The following is a 17,430-nucleotide window of genomic DNA, read 5'->3' as shown; positions in this document are numbered from 1 at the left end:
CACCGCCTTGGCCGACCCGGCATGGACCGCCTCGTCGATACGCCGGTCGAGGTCGGCCAGCTTCCCCGCCGTCGTGTGCAGATCGGGAACGGACTCATCAGGCTGCGCAGAGGAGGCGGTCACAAACGGGCAGACTAGTCCCCGTGACCCAGGACACGAATGGCCGAGCACCCCTCGATTCTGTGAGGATCGCCACGAGCTCCGATGTGCAGGCGGGCGACTTCGTCGTCGAGATCCTGTCCGAGACCCCCTCCACCAACGCCGTGCTCGCCGAGCGTGCACGTGACGGCGCGCCGGAGGGCCTGGTGATCGTCACCGAGCACCAGACGGCTGGCCGGGGACGTCTGGACCGCACCTGGGAGACGCCGCCGCGCTCGGCCCTCACCTTCTCGGTGCTGCTCCGGCCGCCCGTGGCGCAGGTGCCCCCGGGGCGCTGGCCCTGGCTGCCGCTGCTCACCGGTCTGGCGGTCACCTCGGTCCTGCGCGAGGAGGGGTACGGCGCTGGCGTGAAGTGGCCGAACGACGTCCTGCTCCGCACCGCGGCCGGCGACGAGCGGAAGGTCTGCGGCATCCTCGTCGAGCGCGTCGAGACGTCCGACGGGCCGGCGGCGATCGTAGGGATCGGCCTCAACACCTCCTTGACGTCCGACGAGCTGCCGGTGCCGACGGCCACGTCCCTGATGCTCGAGTCGGGCTCCCCGGTGGACCGTTCGGCGGTGCTGCTGCACCTCCTGCGCGGGCTCTTCGGTCACTACGCGGACTGGGTGGCCGACCCGGAGGCGCTCCGGCCGGCGTACGCCACGGCGAGCCTGACCCTCGGCCGCGAGGTGCGGGCGGAGCTCCCGGGCGGGGGAGTCCTGATCGGGACGGCGACCCGCATCGACGAGCAGGGACGCATCGTCATCTCCACGGCAGAGGGCGAGCAGGCGGTCGGGGCCGGTGACGTGGTTCACCTCCGCGCTGCGGGGTAGTGACATGATGCGGCCGTGGGGATCTCCAGGAAGCTCCTGAACGAGGGCGAGACGGTCGTCCTGACCACCAGGACGCATGTCAAGGCACTCCTCCTGCCGCTGATCGTGCTCGTCATCGGTCTCGCGATGGGCGTGGCGGGTCAGATCGAGCTGCCGGGAGCCGCCGCCCTCGTGGTGTGGTTCCTCGCGGTCGTCGGAGTCCTGTGGTGGGTCGTGCGACCGGTGCTCATCTGGGCCTCGGCGACCTACACCGTGACGACCCGCCGCCTCATCACGCGCCGCGGCGTGATCACCCGCCGCGGGCACGACATCCCCCTGAGCCGGATCAGCGACGTCGCCTACGAGCTCGGCCCGATCGACCGTCTCCTCGGCTGCGGGACGCTCATCATCAGCGACGCCAGCACGCACGGGCAGGTGGTGCTCCACGACATCCCCGACGTCGAGGCGACGCAGCGCAAGCTCCATGAGCTCCTCGACGGCCTCGAGGACCGCGTGGGTGAGCGAGTCCAGCACGACGAGGGTGTCTGAGCCCGTGGTGGAACCGAGTCCCGAGGGCCTGCGCCTGACGGCGTCGGAAGTCGCCGAGCGTGCCGGCGTCACCGTCGACCAGGCCAAGAAGCTGTGGCGCGCGCTGGGCTTCCCGGAGTCAGGCGACGAGGCGTTCTACACCGAGGACGATCTCGGGGCGCTCTCGACGCTCTCGGACATCCTCGCCTCGGGCATCATCGACTTCGACGTCGCGGTCAACCTGACGCGGGGCGTGGGTCTGACCATGGCGCGGCTCTCCGACTGGGAGATCTCGGCCATGGTCCATCACCTCGAGTCGCTCGGCCGGCTCGACGACCGGCCCGGGCTGTCGCAGGTGACGGCGGCCGTCACCGACGAGTTCAACAAGCGCTTCGAGGGCCTTCTCACCTATGCCTGGAGGCGTCACATGAGCGCTGCGCTCGCGCGCCTCGAGGCATCGGAGGCCGAGGACCTCGGCACGACCCAGGTGACCGTGGGATTCGCTGACATCGTCTCGTTCACGGCGCTCTCGAACACGCTGACCCAGGAGAAGATCGGGGACCTGGTCGAACTGTTCGAGTCCCGCTGCGCCGACGTCATCGCCGTGCAGCAAGGTCGCGTCATCAAGAGTCTGGGCGACTCCGTGCTGTTCGTGAACGACGACCCGATCCGGGCCTACGACACCGCCGAGGGGATCATCAACGTCATCGGGCGCGATCCGCGCATGCCTGACGTACGGCTCGGGCTCGCCACCGGCTCGGTGGTCACCCGCCTCGGCGACGTGTTCGGGCCACCGGTCAACATGGCTGCCAGGCTGACGGCCGTCGCCAGGCGCAATCGGATCATCATCGACGAGACGACGGCTGCGCGGCTGCCCTCCGATCAGTTCGAGACCCGCCGACTTCCGGCGCGTCCCGTGCGGGGCTTCGGGATCGTCGAACCCGTCGCCGTCCGTCGGAACTGATGCCTGACACCTGAGCGAAACGAGTGGCATGAAGATGCCACTGGCAGGAACGAGCAAACCGGCGATCATTCGTCGATGGGCTGCCTACATTTTGCTTGTGATCCAGGTTCAGGACATTCGTCTCGACGCCGACGCCCGACGCGCCTGGCGCGGAGACGAGGAGATCAGGCTGTCGCGCAAGGAGTTCGACCTCCTGCACAAGCTCATCAGCAACGCCGGCACGATCGTCAGCCGCGACGAGCTCATGCAGGACGTCTGGGCGACGCGGTTCTGGACCTCGTCCAAGACCATCGACGTGCACTTGGGCTGGGTCCGCCGCAAGATCGGCGACGACAGTCGGCACCCCCACCTGATCACGACGGTGCGCGGCAAGGGCCTCCGCTTCGAGCTGGGGCCCGTGCCCGTCGCCTGAGGCACCGTCTGGGTTGCGCGAGCGGAGCGAGCGCGGTTCGACGCGGCACAACCGATAGCCTGTGCCGGTGTCAGCCCCCACCCTCGCCGTCATCGGCGGTGGCCAGCTCGCGCGCATGATGGCGCAGCCGGCCATCGCACTCGGACTGCCGCTGCGACTGCTCGCCGAGGCCGACGGAGTCTCGGCCGCGCAGGTCATCGGCGACCACGTCGTCGGCGACTACCGCGACCTGGACACCCTGCTGAAGGTCACCGACGGATGTGCGGCCGTGACCTTCGATCACGAGCATGTGCCGACGGAGCATCTCCACGCCCTGGAGCGGGCCGGCGTGGCGGTGCGCCCGGGCCCTGAGGCGCTCGTGTTCGCCCAGGACAAGGGCCTCATGCGGGAGCGGCTGGCCGAGCTCGGCGTGCCCTGTCCACGCAACAGCATCGTCGCGAGCGTCGAGGAGGTCGAGGCGTTCGGCTTCCCCTGCGTCCTCAAGACCACGCGGGGCGGGTACGACGGCAAGGGCGTGTGGCTGGTCCGCTCAACCGCCGACGCCGCGGAGCCCTTCGCGGTGGCCGCGCGCAGCGGCGTGCGCATCCTCGCCGAGGAGCTCGTCGACTTCCGCCGGGAGCTCTCCGCGATCGTCGCGCGCTCGCCGAGTGGTCAGGCGGCGTCATACCCGGTCGTGCAGACGACGCAGCGCGATGGCATCTGCCACGAGGTCGTCGCGCCCGCCCCGGATCTCTCCGACGAGCTCGCCGGTCAGGCCCAGTCGATCGCCCTGCGTGTGGCCGGCGAGCTGGGCGTCACGGGCATCCTCGCGGTGGAGCTCTTCGAGACGACCGACGGCCGGATCCTCGTCAACGAGCTCGCCATGCGGCCGCACAACACCGGTCACTGGACGCAGGACGGCGCCGAGACCTCGCAGTTCGAGAACCATCTGCGGGCCGTCATGGACCTGCCCCTCGGCTCGCCGGCGCCCCGACAGGGCTGGACGGTGATGGTGAACATCCTCGGTGGTGAGAACCCGGATGCCGGCCGGCTCTTCGACGGGTTCCCGCATGCGCTCGCCCGCGACCCGCACCTCCGGGTGCACCTCTACGGCAAGGAGCTGCGCCCCGGCCGGAAGGTCGGGCACGTCAACACCTACGGCGAGGACCTCGAGGACTGCCTCGAGCGGGCGCGGCACGCAGCCGCCTGGTTCGCCGGCGACCTGGGCAACGAGAGCGAGTGACGGTGGTGGGCATCGACGAGGTCGGCCAAGGCGCGGCCGTCGGAATCGTGATGGGCTCGGACTCGGACTGGCCGGTGATGCGAGCTGCGGCGGAGGCGCTGACGGAGTTCGGCATCTCCTACGAGGCCGACGTCGTCTCGGCGCACCGCATGCCCGAGGAGATGATCGACTACGGCAAGCGCGCCCACGAGCGTGGACTCTCGGTCATCATCGCCGGAGCAGGCGGAGCGGCCCACCTCCCGGGCATGCTGGCCGCAGTGACGCCGCTGCCGGTGATCGGCGTACCCGTGCCGCTGAAGTATCTCGACGGCATGGACTCGCTGCTCTCCATCGTGCAGATGCCGGCCGGCGTCCCGGTCGCCACGGTCTCGATCGGCAACGCGCGCAACGCAGGTCTCCTCGCCGTCCGCATCCTGGCGGCGACCGACCCGGCGCTGCAGGCCAAGGTCGTCGAGTTCCAGGGTTCGCTCAAGGCAGCCGCGCACGCGAAGGGTGAGGTCGTCCGACGCGAGGCGCACCGCGACTGACCCCGACTCGACGGTCCTCGCGCCTCAGCCGAGGAACGAGTCTGCGGTGGTAGCGACCTCCGCGCCGTCGTGGTCTTCACCCTGGCTCGGTCCCCGTCGAGGCGCATGGCAAACGGCAACGTGCCCTTCACATGGCCGGCCGCGGGCCGGTTACCGGGCAGGCATGACGACGACACCCGTCCCTCCGACCGAGCCCGGCACGGATCCCTACCCCGGCGGGATCCCTGAGCCCGGACCCGACATCCCCGACCCGACGCCCGGCCCCGACCCGATGCCCGAGCCGAAGCCGGACGCGCAGCCGCCCGAGCCGCCGGACTGACGCGCTGGCGAGCCGCCGGGCCCTCAGGTCCTTGACTCAGGGACGCCTGGCCCACTCGATCGCGGGGCAGGTGTCCATCACCATGCGCAGGCCGGCGGCCGTCGTGCGCTCGAAGGCGTCATGGTCGACCACGCCGAGCTGGAACCACACCGCCTGTGCGCCGATCTGGACGGCCTCGTCGGCGAACTCACCGGCCGCCTCGGAGCGGCGGAAGACATCGACCACGTCGATCGGGAACGGCACGTCGGCCAGGGTCGCGTAGGCCTTCTCGCCGAGCACCTCGAGACTCCCCGACGCCGCGGCGGGGTGGATCGGGACGATCCGCTTGCCGCGTCGCTGCAGGAGGTCGGCGATCGAGTACGCCGTCCGGCTCGGGTCGCCCGAGAGTCCGACGACCGCCCAGGTCTTGCAGTCGTCCAGCATGAAGTGGATCGCCTCGGGGTCGAGCCAGGGCCTCATGGTCCCAACCGTAGCCCGGGACCCTGAAAGGTAAAGTCAGGACTACCAAACGGTAGCGGATGGTCACAGAATCCCCTCAGGTATCGACGTCGTCTCGGCGTCCCGGGGGAGGAACTCATGTCACACAGGCTTCGCCTGCTCGGCTCGGGACTCAGCGCCGCCCTGGTCGCAGGTGCGCTCGCGGCCGCGCCGACACCGGCGGGCGCTGCGGCGCATCCTGTCGCGATCTACTCCTGCGTCCCGACGCTGGGTGGCGTCGTGCCGGTGACGCTGCCGCCGGTCGACATGCCGGTGAACCTGGACGTCCTCGACAGTGTCACGGTCCCTGTCGGCGGAACGTTGGGGCAGATCTCGGGGACGCTCGGCGTTCAAGGTCTGCTCTCGTCGCTGGGCGGTGCCGCGAGCAGCCTTCTCGGCGCCGGTGGTCTGGCGGTCACGCTCGCCGGTGACACCTACCAGGGCGCCGTGGCCTCGAGCGGTGCCGTGTCGGTCCCGGCACTTCCGGTGCCTGACACCGCGGGGAGCTTCCCGGTCACACTGCCCCCGTCGCTGACCGTCCACGGTCTCCTGGGCACGGCGAGCTGCACGATCAAGGGCGCCGACGACGTCATCACGACGCTGCTGGTCACCGCTCCCGCGAACCCCGGGGGCCCGGGCACCGACGGCGGCGGCCGTGGACCGGTCACCCCCGGCGGCGGCTCGGAGGCGGTCGTCAACCCGTCGAGGCCCAACCCGTGCGTGACCGCGCCTCGCGCCCGTGCGGGGCAGCGCCCGACGAAGCTGTCGGCGAAGGCGGGCAAGGTCTCCTGGAAGCGGCGGCCGTCGGTGAAGGTCGCTGCGACGTCGCGCCGCAAGCCCGCCCGCGGCACGGTCATCGCCTGCTACGGAGCCATGAAGATCGGGCAGCGCAACCTCCGCCACGGCAAGGCCACCCTGCGGACCTTGCGGTTCTACCCCGGCCACTACTGGGTCAAGCTCGTCTACCTCGGCGGCGGCAAGGCACGCCCCAAGACCCGCATGGTCGCTCTGCGCGTCAAGGGCTGAGGGCCCGCGGTCTCCCGCCGCCGGGTCGACCGGCCGACGTTTCCGCGGTGGGCAGGCCCCAGGAGGACTGCGGCTGGGTACTGACGTCTCATGGCGGTGCAATCCGAGGTCGGTCGGCTGCAGGAGGTCATCCTGCATCGGCCGGGGCGCGAGCTGGAGCGACTGACGCCGGGCAACAAGGACGACTACCTCTTCGACGAGGTCGTCTGGGTGGAGCGGGCACAGCACGAGCATGACGGCTTCGCTGCGACGCTGCGGGCCCTCGACGTCAAGGTGCACCTGCTCACCGACCTGCTGAGCGAGACGTTGGCGGTGCCCGAGGCCCGCAAGCATGTGCTCGACCGGGCGCTCGACGAGCGCGTCCACGGGCCGCTGGCGCTCGACTCGCTCTACAACCTCCTCGCCGGGATGGACGCCCCGACGGCCGCGCAGCACCTCGTCGCAGGGATGTCGAAGCGCGAGCTCCTCGAGCACGTCGAGGAGCCGCCGTCACTGGTGGTGCGCGGCATGGGGATGGACGACATGCTCGTCGCCCCGCTGCCCAACCATCTCTTCACGCGCGACCCGTCGGCGTGGATCTATGGCGGGGTGAGCGTCAACGCCATGCGCAGGCGGGCGCGGATGAGGGAGACACTGCACTATGAGGCGATCTACCGCTGGCATCCGCGGTTCTCAGACGCCGTGCCGCGGTGGACCGACGGTGCGGTCGACGCGCCGGCGAGTCTCGAGGGCGGCGACATCCTGGTGCTGGGCGGAGGAGCGCTGCTCGTCGGGATGAGCGAGCGGACCACGCCGCAAGGCATCGAGCGGATGGCGCTGAGGCTCTTCGCCCGCGGTGCCGCCGAGCGGATCGTGGCACTGGCCCTGCCCCGGCAGCGGGCGTTCATGCACCTGGACACGGTCATGACGATGGCCGACGAGCGGACCTTCGTGACGTTCGCCGGGCTCGGCGACCGGCCCGCCTACACGATCGAGCCAGGCGACAACGACAAGGAGCTGGCCATCACCGTTCATCCGCCCGAGCGGATGCGCCACACGATCGCCTCGGCGCTCGGCCGGGACGACGTTCGCTTCCTTGCGCCGGCGCACGACGACCACACGGCTGCGCGGGAGCAGTGGGACGACGGCTGCAACCTGCTCGCCGTGCGTCCTGGGGTCGTCATCGCCTACGAGCGCAACGTCGCGACGAACACGATGCTGGAGCGGCATGGGATCGAGGTCGTGGCCATCCAGGGCAGCGAGCTCGGCCGCGGCCGCGGCGGACCCCGGTGCATGAGCTGTCCGGTCGAGCGGGCCGCGGCCTCGTGAGAGGAGGCGTCCGCACGGCTCTTCAGCCGTGGCCGATCGGCTGCCTGCGTCGGACCCTCACCCCATCACACGCCTGAGTGCCCCGAACCGCAGCAGCGTGGTGACTGCGTTGGCCAGCACCAGCACGGTCAGCTCCGCGGCCCGGCTCGGGCTCGTCGCCCAGCTGTGCAGCAGGGCAAGTGAGCCGCAGGTGAGCGCCAGTCCGACCGCGAACGCCGCCAGCCCCGCGGCGTGATGTCGCACGACGCCGCGACGTGCCCTGATGCCGAAGGTCAGACGTCGGTTCACCGCGGTGTTGGCGACCGTGGTGACGAGCAGCGCGAGCAGGTTGGCGGCCTGAGCCCCGAACGGCAGCCGCAGTCCGAGGTAGAGCACCAGGTACGCGAGCGTGCTGAACAACCCGATCGCCGCGAACATGACGACCTGGGCCGGCAGCCCCGCATCGGGCTGTCGGGTCGGCACGACCCGGTCCACGTCGATCCGGTCGACCGCGATCCGACCTGAGGCGAGGCCGGTGAACAGGCGGCGAACGCCGCGCAGGTCGTCGAGGGCCGTTGTGACGATGTCGACCCGGGAGTCCGGGTCGTCGTTCCAGTCGACCGGGACCTCGTGGATCCGCAGGCCGGCCTCCTCGGCGAGCACGAGCAGCTCGGTGTCGAAGAACCAGCCTCCGTCCTGGACCTGGGGCACCAGTCGCTCGGCCACGTCGCGACGGATCGCCTTGAAGCCGCACTGGGCGTCGCTGAAGGAGGTCGCCAGCACGCCACGCAGCAGGAGGTTGTAGCAGCGCGAGATGATCTCCCGCTTGGGCCCACGCACGACGCGGCTGCCGCGCGCGAGGCGGCTGCCGATCGCGAGGTCGGAGTGCCCGCTGAGCAAGGGGGCGACCAGGGGCGCGATGGCCCGTAGGTCGGTGGACAGGTCGACGTCCATGTAGCCGACCACCTCGGCGGTCGACGTCGCCCAGGCGGCCTTGAGCGCCCGCCCGCGGCCCTTGTCCGCCAGGTGCAGCGCGCGCACCCTCGGGAGCGCGGCCGCCAGCTCTTCCGCGACGCGCCACGTCCCGTCCGTGCTCGCGTTGTCGGCGATGACGATTCGGCAGCGATAGGGGAGCCCACACAGGTAGTCGTCAAGACGTCGCACGGACCGCTCGAGGACGTGCTCTTCGTTGTGGACGGGGATCACCAGCTCCACCGCGGTGGCGATGGCGAGCGTGTCGTCCGCCCACGGCTCCCGGGCGAGCGCCGTCACGAGCTGACCCCCGTCGTGGCGTCGCCGGAGGCGTTCGGCGAGCCCGACGCCGGCTGGGTGAGGTCGTAGACCGTCACGCCGTCGACCGTCTTCGCGGTGAAGCTCTCGCTCACCCATGTCGCGATCTGCGACGCCTGGGTCAAGGAGCCACCCTGTCCGCCGCGCATGCCGCCCATCCGGCCCATCGCGCCCGTCCCGCCTATCCCTCCGCCGCTGATGAAGTAGTGGACCTTGGCCTCGGCGACGTAGGACTGGAACTGGGCGAGCGTGGGGCTGCCCGCAGTGCCGTTGAAGCCGCCCATCGCCATGACCGGCTCGCCGGTGGCCAGCTGGTAGCTCGCGGCGCTCTGGGCGCCGGTCGTCGCTGCGACCCAGGTGTAGCTCCCGGCGTCGTCGAGCAGCATCGCCTTCAGGTCGGAGGAGACCGTCGAGCCCCCGAGGACCCCGCCCAGGCCGCCACCTCGAGGCATGCCGCCCGTCCGACCACCGACGACGCCGCCGGGAGCGCCGTTCGGGCGAGCACCTGGCTGCCCACCGGGGAGGCCACGCAGGCCGCCGGGGAAGCCACCTGGTCCGCCCTGCCGACCGAAGCCGCCGCCGGGACCGCCCCTGGAGCTCACCGGACCGGCCGTCACGATCGAGCCGGTGTGCGGCGTCACCACCGTGTCGACGGCGTACGCCGCCGGCCCGGTCAACCCGCTGACGAGCACGACGCCCAGCACGCCTGCGGTCAACGCGTGGCTCAGGCGGTCGGCCACCAGCAGCGCGGCGGTCGTGGTAAAGCCGGAGACGAGGACGACCCATCGCAGGGCGTCATACGGCTGCTGCCCGGACTGTCCGAGCAGCGTGAACGCCCACGCGGTCGAGGCGAGCACGGCCGCGATCAGGACCAGCCGGGCGGCGAGCAGTCGACGCTCCCGCCAGACGGCCACCCAGCCGAGCACGGCGGTGCCGGCGATCCACGGGGCCAGAGCGACGGTGTAGTAGTCGTGGTAGATGCCGGCCATGAAGGAGAACACGCCCGCCGTCGTGATCATCGCGAGGCCGTTGAGAAGCAGCGCCGCGCGCAGCCCGTCGGTGCGCGGGGCGCGGCCGCGGAAGGCGACGCCCGCCACTGCGAGCATGAGGGCCGCGGGCATCAGCCAGCTGACCATGCCGCCCGAGACGCCCTGGAAGATGCGCAACGGGCCGACCCCGCTGCTGAAGCCGCCGTTGCCGAGGCCACCCGTCTCGGCGCCGGTGATCCGCCCGAGCCCGTTGTAGCCGATGACGAGCTGGAGGATCGAGTTGTCGGTGGAGCCGTCGATGAAGGGCCGTGCGGAGGCGGGGACCAGCTCGACGATCGCGATCCACCATCCGGCGCTGGCGACCAAGGCGGCGAAGGCTCCGAGGAGGTGCAGCAGCCGACGTCGCAAGGACGTCGGTGCCGCGAGCAGGTAGACGAGAGCGAAGGCCGGCAGGACCAGGAACGCCTGCAGCATCTTGGTGAGGAAGGCGAGGCCCACGAGGGCGCCGGCGAGGACCAGCCAGCGGCCGCGGGCCGCCTCCGCCGCCCGCAGCGTCGCATAGCCGGCCGCGACGAGCAGGAACAGCAGGAGCGCGTCGGGGTTGTTGAAGCGGAACATGAGGGCGGCCGACGGTGTCAGCGCTGTGGCCGCGCCGGCCACGAGGCCCGCGGCGTGGCCACCGGTGCGGCATACGCCGGCGTAGACGAGACCGACCGTGGCGACGCCGAGGAGCGCTTCCGGCACGAGGACGCTCCACGGGCTGAGCCCGAAGAACCGGACGGAGAGGTCCATCAGCCAGAGTGCGGCCGGTGGCTTGTCCACGGTGATCGAGTTGCCGGCGTCGAGGGATCCGAAGAAGAAGGCCTTCCAGCTCTGCGACCCGGCCTGCGCGGCCGCGGAGTAGAAGGAGTTGGCGTAGCCCGACTCCGACAGCGTCCACAGGTAGAGGACGCCGGTGCCGGTGAGCAGGGCGAGGAGCGAGCCGTGACGGCCCCACCTGGACCAACGCTCGGGTACGGCGGTCGGCGCCCCTGCCTGGGGAGAAGGGGTGAGGAGTGTGGTCATGTCGACACGGTCACGGCTCGAACTGTGGTGCCGGTTCCGTCGTCCTGTGCACCGTCTGTGCATGGCGACACGTCCCGTCGGGCGTTTCGGTCCGCATCCCGCTGCGCACCGGTCAGGACATGACCGTCTCCTGGACCGACTTCCTCGCCTTCGGTGTGACGGCCTGTGTGACCGCGCTGGCCGTCGTCGTGCTCGGCACTGTCGTCTTCCGAGTCGCGGCTCGATACTGGTCGCGCGGCAGCATGCTCGCGCGGAGCGTGCGCAAGCCGTTCCGCGTCTTCGCGGGGGTGGTCGCCGTCGCGGTGGCGGTCTCCCGCACGCCGTACGGCGCGTGGGAGTGGTGGCCCGCGGTGCAGCACACGATGAGGATCGCCATCGTCGCATCGGGCGCCTGGCTCCTCGGCGCGATGCTCATCTACATCGAGGACGTCAGCCTGCGACGCCACCGCACCGACGTCCCCAACAACCTCACGGCCCGCCGGCTGCGGACCCAGGTGCTCCTCCTGCGCCGGCTGACGGTGGTCGCGGTCATCATCCTTGCCATCGCGGTGGCGCTCTTCACCTTCCCGGGGGTCCGCACCTTCGGCGCCAGCCTGCTGGCCTCGGCGGGCGTGATCTCCGTCATCGTCGGCATCGCCGCCCAGTCGTCACTGGCCAACGTCTTCGCTGGCATGACGATCGCCTTCAGCGACATGCTCCGCATCGACGACGCCGTCATCGTCGAGGAGCAGTGGGGCTGGGTCGAGGAGATCACGCTCACCTACGTCGTGCTGCGTCTGTGGGACGACCGGCGGCTCATGCTGCCGTCGACCTACTTCACCCAGAACCCCTTCGAGAACTGGACCCGGCATGCCTCCGAGCTCCTCGGTGCCGTCGAGCTCGACGTCGACTGGCGGGTCGACACCCAGGCGATGCGTGCGGCTCTCGACCGCATCCTCGCCGACACCGAGCTCTGGGACGGCCGGGTGAAGGTGCTGCAGGTGACCGACGCGCTGGCCGGCTACGTGCGGGTGCGGGTCCTCGTCACGGCGCGCGACGCGCCGACGCTCTTCGACCTGCGCTGCCACGTGCGCGAGCAGCTCGTCGGGTGGCTCCAGCGCCACGACGAGGACGCCCTGCCGCGCACCCGCACCGAGCTGGTCGAGTCGAGCAGCCACCCGTACCTGCGGCAGCCCGCCAGCGGCTCCGGTCTCTTCACCGGCGACCCCGTCGCCGAGGGACGTGCCGCCCGTGCGGGTGGCAGCGGGGACGGCGCCCCAGGAGCCTACGACTCCTCGTCCTCGTCGTCGGGGTCGACCAGCTCCTCGCGGCGCTCGGAGTCGAGGTAGAGCTCGCGATCGTCGGCCTCCTCGGACTCCAGGGTGTCGACCGCGTCGCCCTCCCAGATGCCCTCAGCAGGGTCGACACGGGTCTCCGGCTCGAACTCCTCAGGCTGACTCGTCATGAGGTCGAACCTACTCGTCCGGGAACACCCGCGGGAGGTCCGAGGGGGTCACCCGGTCACCGACTTCGGCAGCCCGGACGGCGTGCAGAGACCCTTCGGGATGTCCTGGGTCCTGTCGGCGATGACGTAGTCGAACATGCGCTTGGCCCGCGCACGGTCCCAGTGGATGTACATGTCGGAGATCGGCACGCCGCAGGTCAGCGCGGACCCGTTCGACACGGACTTGAACGCCCACCCGAACCTCGCGATGTCGAGGGTGCTCATGTCCTTGCCGACCGCGATCCCGGCGGCGGCGTCCTTGAGCCCGCTGAGCTTGAACGGGTTGAGCAGCGTGCTGGGAGTGGCGACCTTCTTGCCGATCTGCCCGATCACCTCCGACTGCGCCTCGCCGCGGCCGAGGTCTCCGAGCTTCTGGGCGTGCCGCGACCGCGAGTAGGCCAGCGCCTTCACGCCGTCGGCGGGCTGGCAGCCCTTCTTCACGTGGAGGTTCGCGAGCGGGTCGTTCATGTTCGTCGTCGGGCAGATCGTGATGCCGCCGACACCGTCGACCAGGTTGACCAGGCCGCCCATGCCGATCTCGACATACCCGTCGATCCGGATGCCGGTGTCCTGCTCGATCGTCTTGACGAGGAGCTTCGGGCCGCCGTAGGCGAAGGCCGCGTTGATCTTCGTGCTGCCGTGCCCCGGGATCGGCACGTAGGAGTCGCGCGGGATCGTCATCAGCAGGTTCGGGCCGCTGCCGGTGTGGAGCAGCTTGATGGTGTCGGTGCGCTGACCGACGTCGCCGCCGGTGTGCAGCTTCCTGCGCTCGGCCTTCGAGAGGCCCTTGCGGGAGTCGCTCGCCACCACGAGGTAGGTCGTGCCGGGCTGGTCGGCCGGTCGAGCACCCTCGGGCTCCCAGGCCACGCGGGTCAGCGCCTTCGGGAACGACAGGCCGACCCACAGCAGGCTGACGACCCAGATCAGCACGAGCAGGTAGACCACGCGGCGGACCGTCTTGAACGTGAGGCCGCGGCCACGACCGCCTCCCGCCGGGCTGTTCCTCTCCCCGGGGGCGGGCGCGAGCGGGGGAGCCGCGGGCGGCCGAGGCGCGCGTTGGTCAGAGGTACGGCGGGCCTGTGTCGGGTCGGCCTGCCGAGCCCGGGTCTGTGCGCGCGGCTGGACCGGGATGGCACGCGTCGCCTCAGGCTTCTCGGAGGCGCTGCCGCGGCCTCGGCCGCCGTAGAGCCAGTCGAAGTCAGGGCCCTCGCCTGAGGTGCCGGGACGGTCTGCCATGGCGTCGAAGGTACCGGCCGTCCCCAGTCGGGACCGACTCGACGAGCGCAGGCGTGTCGCTGCGCGGCGTGACCGGTGTGACTGGTGATACTGGCGAGGCACCGCCTGATCTTCCCCGTCTCGCGCAGACTGCACAGAGAGCCACCCATGTCGCAGCTCCGGCCCCTCCCCACCGCCCGCACCACCTGCGCCGACCGTGCGGCTCGCGTCCGCTACCGGCGGGCGTTCGCGCTCCTCGTGATGACACTCGTCCTCCCCGGCTCGGCTCAGATCATCGCCGGCAACGCCCGCATCGGCCGCATTGCCCTCCGGGTGTGGATCGGCCTGCTGCTGGTGGCTGCCGGGTCGCTCGTGATGACCGCCGTCGACCACGAGCGCGCCCTGCGCACGTTCGCCGACCCGTCGGTCCTCGAGGTGCTCCGGCTCGGCCTGATGGGCCTCGCCGTCGCATGGGCTGCCCTGCTGGTCGACGCCTGGCGGATCGGCCAGCCGCTCTCGCTCCTGGTCGGCCACCGACGCGTCCTGCTCGGCGTCAACGGGGCGATGTGCCTGGTCGTGGCCGGAGTGCTCCTCTTCAGCTCACACACCGTCGGTGTGATGCGCAGCACCATGCTCGCGACCTTCGCCGGCAGCGAGGTCTCGGGCGCCCACGACGGGCGCTTCAACGTCCTGCTCATCGGCGGCGACAGCGACGGCGGCAAGACGCGCTGGGGTCTGCGCACCGACTCCATGACGATCGCCTCCATCGATGCACGCACCGGCAAGACCGTGCTCATCGGCCTGCCGCGCAACATGTCGGACTTCCCCTTCGAGAAGGGCTCGGTCCTGCGCCGGCAGTTCCCGCAGGGCTACCGCTGCGCCGGGTGCTACCTGAACTCGCTGAGCACCTGGGCCGGCGACCACCCCGACCTCTTCAAGGGATACGACGACCCGGGGATCGAGGCGACGATCGAGGGCATCGAGGGCATCACCGGTCTCAAGATCAACTACTGGACGATGGTCAACCTCTCGGGCTTCCAGGGGCTCGTCGACGCGGTCGGCGGCGTGAGGCTCAACGTCCGTGAGGCCATCCCGGTCGGCATCCCCGGCGACAAGTTCTACACCCATCTCAAGCCGGGCGTGCGCAAGCTGAACGGCTGGGAGACGCTCTGGTATGCCCGCGCCCGGCACGACTCCGACGACTACTCGCGGATGGCTCGGCAGAAGTGCGTGATGAGCGCGATGCTCTCGCAGGTCAGCCCTCAGACCGTGCTGACGCACTTCGACCAGATCGCCAAGGCCGGATCGGCGATGGTCTCCACCAACATCCCCGCCAGCGAGGTCGGCACGTTCGTCTCGCTGGCGCTGAAGGCGAAGAGCCAGAAGATCGCGACCGTCTCGCTCGTGCCGCCCGCGATCGTCACGGCTCACCCCGACATCGCCAAGGTCCGCCAGATGGTCACGACGGCCATCGACCGGGCCGAGGGCGTGAAGCCGCCGAAGGCCGCAGCCTCGCGCAAGGCGGCTGCGGGCACGTCGGCGGGCAGTGGCCGCACAGGCGGCTCGGGCGGCACGTCCGGCAGCGGTGGCTCCTCGTCTGCGGCGCCGTCCGGCCAGCCCGAGGTCGTCACCGGCGGCTCGATCGGCTCCTTGAAGACCGGCTACGCGGCGAACCAGTCCGACGACCTCGCCGCGGCCTGCTGAGGACGCCCTTTCGGGTCTCCGGTCCGTCCACACCTAGGGTTGCTCGCGTGACGCACCCCCAGTCCGGCGCCCGCGACGACCCGGAGCGCGGCCCCGGTCTCGGCACGGGCCCGGGCACCGCGCGCCGGATCGTCGCCGTCGTCGTCACCTACAACCGGCTTCCCCTCCTCCAGCGGCTGCTGGAGCGTCTCGACGCCGTCCGGGCCGTGGACGAGGTCCTGGTCGTGGACAACGCCTCGACCGACGGGACCTCGGAGTGGCTGGCGAGCCTGGAGCCCGGCGCGGAGGGCGCCGACGGTCACCACGAGCGCCGGGTGCTCGGTCGGACCCTGGCGACCAACACCGGAGGCGCCGGCGGGTTCGCCGAGGGAGTCGCCTGGGCCGTCGACCGCGGCGCTGACCTGGTCTGGCTCATGGACGACGACGGCGTGCCAGCCCCCGACTGCCTCGAACGGCTGCTGGAGCGAGGTGGGCTCGACTTCTGGGGGCCGGTCGTCGTCAACGAGGCCGCCCCCGAGCGGTTGGTCTTCCCGATCCGGCTCCCTGGCGGGACTCGGGTCGTGCACGACGTCGCCGCGGTCGAGCACGCGGCGAGCGGGTCGGCCGGCGGTGTCATCGAGGGCATCGTCATCCCGTTCAACGGCGTCCTCGTCACGCGCGGGCTCGTCGAGCGGATCGGCGTCCCGCGTGCCGACTTCTTCATCTGGGGTGACGACCATGAGTTCCGCCTCCGGGCTGAGGCGGCCGGCGCACGCATCGCGACCGTCGCGGCGGCACGGTTCCTGCACCCGTCGGTGGGCAGTCTCGGGACGCCGATGATGTTCGGGGCCACGACCTACAACCACTCGCCCTCCGACCTGAAGCACTACTGCATGGCGCGCAACAACCTCCTCAACCAGCGCGACTACCAGGGCTGGCCGCACGCCCTGGCGTTCGTGGCGAAGACGGCGTGGTTCTACCTCTTCACGCGGCCGTCCCTGGGACGTCTGGTCCTGAGTGCGCGGGCCATGTACGCCGGCCTGCGTGGCGACTTCACCGGACACGAGAGGTTCCTGCGATGACCGAGACCGTCGCGGTCGTCGTCGTGACCTACAACCGGGCGGCGCTGCTGGAGCGGCTGCTCGCGGGTCTGGCGGCGCTGGACCGGCCCGCCGACGCGGTGATCGTGGTGGACAACGCCAGCACGGACGAGACCCCGGCGGTCCTCGGGTCGAGCACGCTGGCGGGGCTGCGCGTCATCACCAGCCCGGAGAACCTCGGGGGAGCCGGGGGCTTCCACGCCGGCGTGAAGGCCGCGTACGACGCAGGCTTCGACCGGATCTGGCTGATGGACGACGATGTGGTCCCCGCGCCGGACTGCCTCGACGTGCTGCTCGCGGCCGGGCCGGGGGACGCCGACTGCGTCATGGCGGTGCGGGAGGGCCCCGACGGCAGTCTCATCGAGCTGGCCGCCACGCGCTTCGACCTGCGCAACCCGCTCGCGATCAAGCCGAAGAAGGCGAGCGTGATGAGCACCTACCCGGACCGGGCCAGCATGCCGGAGCGGGTGGAGCTCGCGAACGTCGCCTTCGAGGGGTTCATGGTCACGCGGCGCGTGGTCGAGGCGATCGGGCTTCCCGACGCGTCGTATTTCATCTTCTACGACGACGTCGACTACGCCCTGCGGGCCCGACGCGCCGGGTTCCGCATCTGGGCGGTCCGTGACGCGCGCCTCGTGCGCCAGCTCGACTTCAGCCAGCAGCACGACCTGAGCAGCTGGAAGGGGTTCTATATGTACCGCAACCTGTTCGTCGTCCACCTGCGCTACGGGGAGAACGTCCTGGTGCGGGCGAAGCCGTGGGCGATCGCCGCCGCCGTCACGCTGCTCGCCCTCGTCCGGGGCCGCCGCGGTGAGGCGCGCAACGTGATCCGCGCCATCCGGTCGGCGCGTGGAATGCGGAGCCTTCCCTCCACGTCCGTAGACTGAGCGACC

18 protein-coding genes are annotated in these 17,430 nt (G+C 70.9%); 13 read left to right on the top strand and 5 right to left on the bottom strand.

Annotated elements, in window-relative coordinates:
* Nucleotides 1-143 precede the first annotated feature (143 nt).
* From ACYQ1K_RS08680 to ACYQ1K_RS08650, 7 genes are all read left to right on the top strand, one after another.
* Entirely contained in the window at nt 144-971 is an 828-nt protein-coding gene (locus tag ACYQ1K_RS08680) for a biotin--[acetyl-CoA-carboxylase] ligase (RefSeq protein ID WP_459982430.1), read from the top strand.
* A gap of 15 nt (nt 972-986) precedes the next feature.
* Nucleotides 987-1,499 carry a PH domain-containing protein gene (locus ACYQ1K_RS08675; RefSeq protein WP_459982429.1) on the top strand — a complete coding sequence of 171 codons (513 nt, stop codon included), beginning with the start codon at nt 987-989 and terminating at the stop codon, nt 1,497-1,499.
* Nucleotides 1,468-2,442: an adenylate/guanylate cyclase domain-containing protein gene (locus tag ACYQ1K_RS08670; RefSeq protein ID WP_459982427.1), complete on the top strand. Its 975-nt coding sequence runs from the start codon at nt 1,468-1,470 to the stop codon at nt 2,440-2,442. Before ACYQ1K_RS08675 ends, ACYQ1K_RS08670 begins: the two co-directional genes overlap by 32 nt.
* Nucleotides 2,443-2,539: 97 nt before the next feature.
* The gene (locus tag ACYQ1K_RS08665) at nt 2,540-2,854 is read left to right on the top strand and encodes a winged helix-turn-helix domain-containing protein (protein ID WP_459982426.1); all 315 of its coding nucleotides are present in this window, start codon (nt 2,540-2,542) and stop codon (nt 2,852-2,854) included.
* Nucleotides 2,855-2,915: 61 nt separating this feature from the next.
* Complete coding sequence (locus ACYQ1K_RS08660) at nt 2,916-4,076, top strand: 5-(carboxyamino)imidazole ribonucleotide synthase (RefSeq protein ID WP_459982424.1); 1,161 nt, start codon at nt 2,916-2,918, stop codon at nt 4,074-4,076.
* Entirely contained in the window at nt 4,010-4,603 is a 594-nt protein-coding gene (purE, locus tag ACYQ1K_RS08655; RefSeq protein ID WP_459982439.1) for a 5-(carboxyamino)imidazole ribonucleotide mutase, read from the top strand. Before ACYQ1K_RS08660 ends, purE begins: the two co-directional genes overlap by 67 nt.
* Nucleotides 4,604-4,766: 163 nt before the next feature.
* Complete coding sequence (locus ACYQ1K_RS08650) at nt 4,767-4,922, top strand: hypothetical protein (protein WP_459982423.1); 156 nt, start codon at nt 4,767-4,769, stop codon at nt 4,920-4,922.
* A 36-nt stretch (nt 4,923-4,958) separates the two neighbouring features.
* Here the strand turns inward: ACYQ1K_RS08650 and ACYQ1K_RS08645 are convergent, their stop codons facing one another.
* The gene (locus ACYQ1K_RS08645) at nt 4,959-5,381 is read right to left on the bottom strand and encodes a CoA-binding protein (protein ID WP_459982422.1); all 423 of its coding nucleotides are present in this window, start codon (nt 5,379-5,381) and stop codon (nt 4,959-4,961) included.
* 117 nt (nt 5,382-5,498) lie between these two features.
* Between ACYQ1K_RS08645 and ACYQ1K_RS08640 the strand changes: the two genes are divergently transcribed.
* Nucleotides 5,499-6,425 (top strand): hypothetical protein, encoded by a 927-nt coding sequence (locus tag ACYQ1K_RS08640; protein ID WP_459982421.1) that lies wholly within the window; start codon nt 5,499-5,501, stop codon nt 6,423-6,425.
* A gap of 90 nt (nt 6,426-6,515) precedes the next feature.
* A complete protein-coding gene (locus ACYQ1K_RS08635) occupies nt 6,516-7,733 on the top strand; it encodes an arginine deiminase (RefSeq protein WP_459982420.1) in 1,218 nt (405 codons plus the stop codon).
* Between the two features lie 57 nt (nt 7,734-7,790).
* Here ACYQ1K_RS08635 and ACYQ1K_RS08630 read toward each other — a convergent pair whose 3' ends face one another.
* Nucleotides 7,791-8,984 carry a bifunctional glycosyltransferase family 2/GtrA family protein gene (locus tag ACYQ1K_RS08630; RefSeq protein WP_459982419.1) on the bottom strand — a complete coding sequence of 398 codons (1,194 nt, stop codon included), beginning with the start codon at nt 8,982-8,984 and terminating at the stop codon, nt 7,791-7,793.
* Nucleotides 8,981-11,056: a glycosyltransferase family 39 protein gene (locus ACYQ1K_RS08625; RefSeq protein WP_459982418.1), complete on the bottom strand. Its 2,076-nt coding sequence runs from the start codon at nt 11,054-11,056 to the stop codon at nt 8,981-8,983. The genes ACYQ1K_RS08630 and ACYQ1K_RS08625 overlap by 4 nt, the downstream gene beginning before the upstream one ends.
* A gap of 119 nt (nt 11,057-11,175) precedes the next feature.
* Here ACYQ1K_RS08625 and ACYQ1K_RS08620 point away from each other — a divergent pair, with 119 nt between their 5' ends.
* Complete coding sequence (locus tag ACYQ1K_RS08620) at nt 11,176-12,384, top strand: mechanosensitive ion channel family protein (RefSeq protein ID WP_459982417.1); 1,209 nt, start codon at nt 11,176-11,178, stop codon at nt 12,382-12,384.
* Here ACYQ1K_RS08620 and ACYQ1K_RS08615 read toward each other — a convergent pair.
* Entirely contained in the window at nt 12,321-12,500 is a 180-nt protein-coding gene (locus tag ACYQ1K_RS08615; RefSeq protein WP_459982416.1) for a hypothetical protein, read from the bottom strand. The genes ACYQ1K_RS08620 and ACYQ1K_RS08615 overlap by 64 nt on opposite strands.
* Nucleotides 12,501-12,548: 48 nt before the next feature.
* Complete coding sequence (locus ACYQ1K_RS08610; protein WP_459982415.1) at nt 12,549-13,775, bottom strand: LCP family protein; 1,227 nt, start codon at nt 13,773-13,775, stop codon at nt 12,549-12,551.
* A gap of 147 nt (nt 13,776-13,922) precedes the next feature.
* Here ACYQ1K_RS08610 and ACYQ1K_RS08605 point away from each other — a divergent pair, with 147 nt between their 5' ends.
* From ACYQ1K_RS08605 to ACYQ1K_RS08595, 3 genes are read left to right on the top strand one after another with little or no spacing between them, the layout of a single operon-like run.
* On the top strand, nt 13,923-15,458 hold the full coding sequence (locus tag ACYQ1K_RS08605; protein ID WP_459982414.1) for an LCP family protein: 1,536 nt from the start codon (nt 13,923-13,925) through the stop codon (nt 15,456-15,458).
* Between the two features lie 47 nt (nt 15,459-15,505).
* Nucleotides 15,506-16,519 carry a glycosyltransferase family 2 protein gene (locus tag ACYQ1K_RS08600; protein ID WP_459982413.1) on the top strand — a complete coding sequence of 338 codons (1,014 nt, stop codon included), beginning with the start codon at nt 15,506-15,508 and terminating at the stop codon, nt 16,517-16,519.
* Nucleotides 16,516-17,424 carry a glycosyltransferase family 2 protein gene (locus ACYQ1K_RS08595; RefSeq protein WP_459982412.1) on the top strand — a complete coding sequence of 303 codons (909 nt, stop codon included), beginning with the start codon at nt 16,516-16,518 and terminating at the stop codon, nt 17,422-17,424. Before ACYQ1K_RS08600 ends, ACYQ1K_RS08595 begins: the two co-directional genes overlap by 4 nt.
* Nucleotides 17,425-17,430: the final 6 nt, after the last annotated feature.

Source organism: Nocardioides sp. AN3 (assembly GCF_054653495.1).
The sequence above is the reverse complement of the archived record's forward strand: the minus strand, read 5'-3'. Positions and strand labels throughout refer to the sequence as shown.